The following is a 5000-nucleotide window of genomic DNA, read 5'->3' as shown; positions in this document are numbered from 1 at the left end:
GACATGTATAAGCCCAAGCGATAAATTACGTTTGGGCCATCGGGGAAAACCCTCGCCCTGCCCCTTATTTTCTCAACAGATGGAATCGGTAGCTGGGCTCTTTTTTACCTTCGATCTTGAAGGTCTCAAACTTGCTGATCACGCCCAGTTCAAAAGCGCATTCTATCGCCTGATCGATGCGCTCCTGTACCCGCTTCTTCCGCCGTTGTTTAAAAGCCTTTTCAAGTCGCATCGTCTCGATCATCGACTGATAGCTTTGCTCGATCACATCGGTACTTGATTGTTGCGAGAGGGCATACAGATTGACAATGAAAAACTGTACTGCTGAAGAGACCCGCTTCACGCCGAGTGCCTGGGCAATCTGCTTGTTCAGGTCGATGGGCAGTTTGAAGAAGTTGTGCTCAAAGTCCTTCAGGAAGATACCGTCAATCGAGATCTTGATGTGCTTGGTCTTGGCGATCTCCTGATAAGACTTCCCCTTGTGGTGGGTATGTTCAGAGATCTCCTTGATGTCGATCAGGGAACGGATCTTGATCTTCTTCACATGCACATCCCCTTTGTCATACTCTTCAGGGATAATGAACTTTCGGTTCGACAGCTCCACAAGTCCTGCCCTTGCACGGTTTTGCCCACGGGTATCGAATCGGGTGTAGCCGTCTTTCTCCTCCTTCTTGGGCAATCCGAAAAGCTCATAGTAATGGCTCATCTCAAACTCCAGCGTCCACTCGTCATATTCCTTGATGTGGGTCATGCGATCCTCCTGTTTGGCCTGGTTGAAAAGCCCAATGATCGCATGCAGGGATTTGATCTCATTCTCGGAGAAATCACGGGTAATTTCGGTACTGAAGTTTCCTGGTAATTTCTGCTCTATTTCCGGGTGAAGGTCGATCACCTTTGGCTGTCCTCCAGCTTTGGAAAGCTGCTCGTTTTCGAGAATCAGCTGGTCGAACTGTCGGCTGAGGCCAAAGCTGTTCTTGTTGGCACTGTCCACCTCTCGCAATAGCTGGGTCAGTTGATCATCGGAGAACTGTCGGCGGTTAATGACCTTCCAGAGTTCATGGCCAGTACGGATAACCCCTTTGTCTTTCTCCAGCAAAAGGGCAGATACAAAGTGGGCGAACAGGATGAGTTCCTTTCGGTCGCCTTCGAAAGCGGTCTTGAAAGTGTTCTGTGCTTCCTTCTCCAAGTTCTGAATCTCAGACAGGATCTCAGGGTCGAGGTCCTCAGGCTTCTTGATGGCTCCTTTGTCATCGATGATTTCCTTCAGGGTACGATTGACGAGCTGTTTGGTGAAGCCTTGCTGTTTGAGGCTTTTCTTGATTAACTTGATGGTCTCTTCCATGATCCGTTTTTGCCAGCGAATGTATTTGAACCTGCAATTTACGGAAATTCATGGAGTTTTATTTTGTGTAGAATTGAAATCAAATCAGACGGGAATACCTCGAAAAAATCATGATATGATCACTTTAGATCGGTGTGCTTATGCCCTTGATCTTTAAATCAGTAAGGCGATAAGGATTTAGTGGGTATTCAGCAGTCAGTTATTCAACCGAACAGCAGATGGCAAGAAAGAAAACAAAGGCGGAAGTAAAGATGATCAGTTATGGCATGTATGCGGAATGGGATCGGGACCAGCAAGGGATTCCCGATTTTGAAGTCCTGACCGACCGTATTCCAGCAATACTCGACCAGGAGTTTGGCTATGTATTGCAGATTGGCAAAGGCAAAGGCAAAGGCAAGCGGATAACCTTCCGTATCGATCACCCAGGAGTTCGGGATGAAGAAGGGAAAGTCAGGCCTCCGTTTACGGGCGAGGTGCCGATCAACAAGAATGAATACACCTTCTATTTGGGCGATAGTGTGTTTGGTCCTACGACGGAAGACAAGATTGGGCCATGGCGAATGGTGACTTATATTGACGGTGAACAGGTGGCCGACAAGACGCTTCATGTTGTTGCTCCCTGACCGACGGATTGTATGGTGAGCAGTAAGCCCAAAGGGAATGCTGTTCAGGAAAAGCCTCAGCCACCCCCTGGTTGAGGCTTTGTGTTATGGTGGCCGTTCGGTGGTTTCAGGCGGCGGTTCAAGGATGGTTTTCAGAGGATGAAATAACGGGTCAAAAGGTGTGAAATCAAAAGGGGAGTTTCCATTTGATTTCACAGCTTGAAGGGGGCGGGATGATGTTGCTTTTGGCGGTAGGAGATCAGTTCGTCAGGATGGGTTTGTAAGCATCGATATTGAAGTCAAACTCTTCCTTAAATCCACAGTCGAAGTTGGCATATTGAAGCAAAAAGGCTTGAGTAAATGCCCGCTTGATGAACTTCTCATTCTTGATTTTCATGAATCGAGAAAGGTCCTTGATCATGATTGGAATGAATCGGATCAGTTCATTCAAGAGCTCTTTGGATTGAATCGCTTCTTCTATTCTCAGCCACTCTTCACCTGTCAGGGCCTTGTCTTGCGCTCGTTCCTTTTGTTTGGTAAAGGTAAACTTGACCTTCTTGTAACCTCTTCCTCTCTTGATGCCTTCATACTTCATTTTGATGTCAGCAACTTCGTTAATCTCCCTCTGGGCAACATCAAGAACCTTCTCGCAAAGTCGAGTCCAAGAGGCTTGAGTAACTTTTGGCACTCCGAGTATTTTGCACAGTTCATCTTTGTCATAAGTACATCCCCCTTTCATTTTCCATTGCATCAATAACTCATAGACCTGTTTAGAATACTTACTCTTGAGGGCAATAGCGGTATTGAGACTGTAGGAAGTGAACTGCTCTTTCAAGTCAAAGAAGAACGGCCTGCAAGTCGGATTGATTTTCAGCTGGAGTAAACCATCATTGTACCTTGCATCAGTAAAAAACACCGTTTTCCAATCTGTTGTTCCTTCCCAGTTTTTGATTGTAATAGGTTTCATCAGTAACTCACAGGCACTGTTCATATTTTCACGAGTAACCTTCGTTCCGATCTTTTCGCTGAGATCAGCATAGGAAAAGGTATAGAACTTTTCATTAGGATCATTAGGCGAAAGTTGATTTAGAAGGAGGTAAACAATGTTCTTCGATAGGGCGCTCTTTCTGACGATGCTTTCAGAGAACTTATTATGTTGTCGGATTTCTTTTTGGGGTATGGACTTAGACATAATCAATCAATTTTATATCTCTGCAATGTAACAATAATTAGTACCTATTCAAAAAAATGATACGGTACTTTGACCCGATAAAAGGTACTCTTCGCCCGATAAAAGGTACTCTACACCCGATAAAAGGTACTTTTAGACCTTGTAACGAATTGATTGTTAGGCTATTGCGACCCTCTAAAATAGAAAAATAAGAAAAATAATCAGGAGGGACAGGTCATAGACCAGTATCAGTAATTGTAAATTAATAATAATAGACGGGCGGTTAGCTTAAGGTTGCTTGAGTTGAGTAGTTGAAGCGTTTCAAGCTTTGACTGCTGAGGAGGTACAATTAGAAAAGTGATCTCGGCGACCGACTGATGGAATCGCTTTAATGGCCTATCCTTATTCGCTCTTGAATTAGGGCATCTTTTAGGGCGTTATTTTGACTGTTTAGTAGCCTGCTCAGTAAGTAAATCGGCTGTTAATGGTTGCTAACATAAGCTTAGTGCTCCAAAAGATGCGCTAATTGCCCCAAAAGATGCACTAATTGCTCTAAAAGATGCCCTAATTGCCCCAAAAGATACGATAACCCTTGTAATCTACTTATAATAAGCCTGTTACGGGGTCTTAAAACATATAAAACAATTAAAAGACAACAAATTATGGCGGGGCGACAGTTGTCGTAAAAAAGAAGATGACCAATAACGGCAAAGTGGCCGCTATATGCTGCTTAACATAATGCTCTTTCGGCGATATTCTGTCGGCTTTTTGGTAGCGAATGCGATGGGTGATCGGGGTGCTAATCACCGATTGATTTTATCTTTCAAAAAAGTGCGTTTCGGACTGCGGATATTGGTTGATGGCTGCACTGTTATAAGTGAAAGGCAAAAGAAGGTCGCAAGACCTAATGCATTTTCAGGAGTCATAAGTAGGTTAAGTTTTGGGGCCCAATAGCGATAACTATTGGGTTTTTCTTTGTCCATACTTTTCTGGCGCGATAGCGTTGTTTCAGGGCTCTTGTATTGGCCTCATTTCACCGCTCAATCATATGGATAAAAAAGTGCATTTCGCACTGCGGATATTGGTTGGTGGCTGCACTGTTATAAGTGAAAGGCAAAAGAAGGTCGCAAGACCTCATGCATTTTCAGGAGTCATAAGTAGGTTAAGTTTTGGGGCCCAATAGCGATAACTATTGGGTTTTTCTTTGTCCATACTTTTCTGGCGCGATAGCGCTGTTCCAGGGCTCTTGTATTGGCCTCATTTCACCGCTCAATCATATGGATAAAAAAGTGCATTTCGCACTGCGGATATTGGTTGGTGGCTGCACTGTTATAAATGAAAGGCAAAAGGAGGTCGCAAGGCCTCATGCATTTTCAGGAGTCATAAGTAGGTTAAGTTTTGGGGCCCAATAGCGATAACTATTGGGTTTTTCTTTGTCCATACTTTTCTGGCGCGATAGCGCTGTTCCAGGGCTCTTGTACAGGCCTCATTTCACCGTTCAATCATATGGATAAAAAAGTGCGTTTCGCACTGCGGATATTGGTTGGTGGCTGCACTGTTATAAATGAAAGGCAAAAGGAGGTCGCAAGACCTCATGCATTTTCAGGAGTCATAAGTAGGTTAAGTTTTGGGGCCCAATAGCGATAACTATTGGGTTTTTCTTTGTCCATACTTTTCTGGCGATCCTCCCGATTCTTCATCAACAGCACCCTCGCTGTGGCCTTATTCGGAACCTCTTTCCGCTGATGGTGTTTCTCCCCCTTTATTTTCGTATCGTTTTAGCTGTTGCGGCTCCCGATATTCCTGCGGAATATGTACGGATAAACAGTACCGTTTTCTTTTCGGTACAGGTGAAATGAAGCGTTCCGCAGTAGAGGCCCTAAAG

Annotated in this window: 4 protein-coding genes (1 of these 4 running past the window's edge); 2 read left to right on the top strand and 2 right to left on the bottom strand. The window is 44.5% G+C overall.

Annotation, left to right across the window (positions count from 1 at the left end; translation table 11 throughout):
* Positions 1-24, top strand: partial view of a replication initiation protein gene (locus tag AABK40_RS23735; RefSeq protein WP_338399691.1) — the 3' end only. Its footprint begins 951 nt before the window's first position; 24 of the gene's 975 nt are visible here — the last part of the coding sequence; its start codon lies beyond the left edge, outside the window; the stop codon is at positions 22-24.
* Positions 25-64: 40 nt separating this feature from the next.
* On the opposite strand, the gene AABK40_RS23730 is transcribed toward AABK40_RS23735, so the two are convergent.
* On the bottom strand, positions 65-1342 hold the full coding sequence (locus AABK40_RS23730; protein WP_338399690.1) for a hypothetical protein: 1278 nt from the start codon (positions 1340-1342) through the stop codon (positions 65-67).
* 218 nt (positions 1343-1560) lie between these two features.
* Here AABK40_RS23730 and AABK40_RS23725 point away from each other — a divergent pair, with 218 nt between their 5' ends.
* Complete coding sequence (locus tag AABK40_RS23725) at positions 1561-1965, top strand: DUF3859 domain-containing protein (RefSeq protein WP_338399689.1); 405 nt, start codon at positions 1561-1563, stop codon at positions 1963-1965.
* A 238-nt stretch (positions 1966-2203) separates the two neighbouring features.
* On the opposite strand, the gene AABK40_RS23720 is transcribed toward AABK40_RS23725, so the two are convergent.
* Positions 2204-3136, bottom strand: coding sequence for a replication initiation protein (locus AABK40_RS23720; RefSeq protein ID WP_338399688.1), 933 nt, complete (start codon positions 3134-3136; stop codon positions 2204-2206).
* Positions 3137-5000 lie beyond the last annotated feature (1864 nt).

The organism is Persicobacter psychrovividus (genome assembly GCF_036492425.1).
Classification (GTDB): domain Bacteria; phylum Bacteroidota; class Bacteroidia; order Cytophagales; family Cyclobacteriaceae; genus Persicobacter; species Persicobacter psychrovividus.
This window is presented reverse-complemented; position numbering and strand designations above follow the sequence as displayed.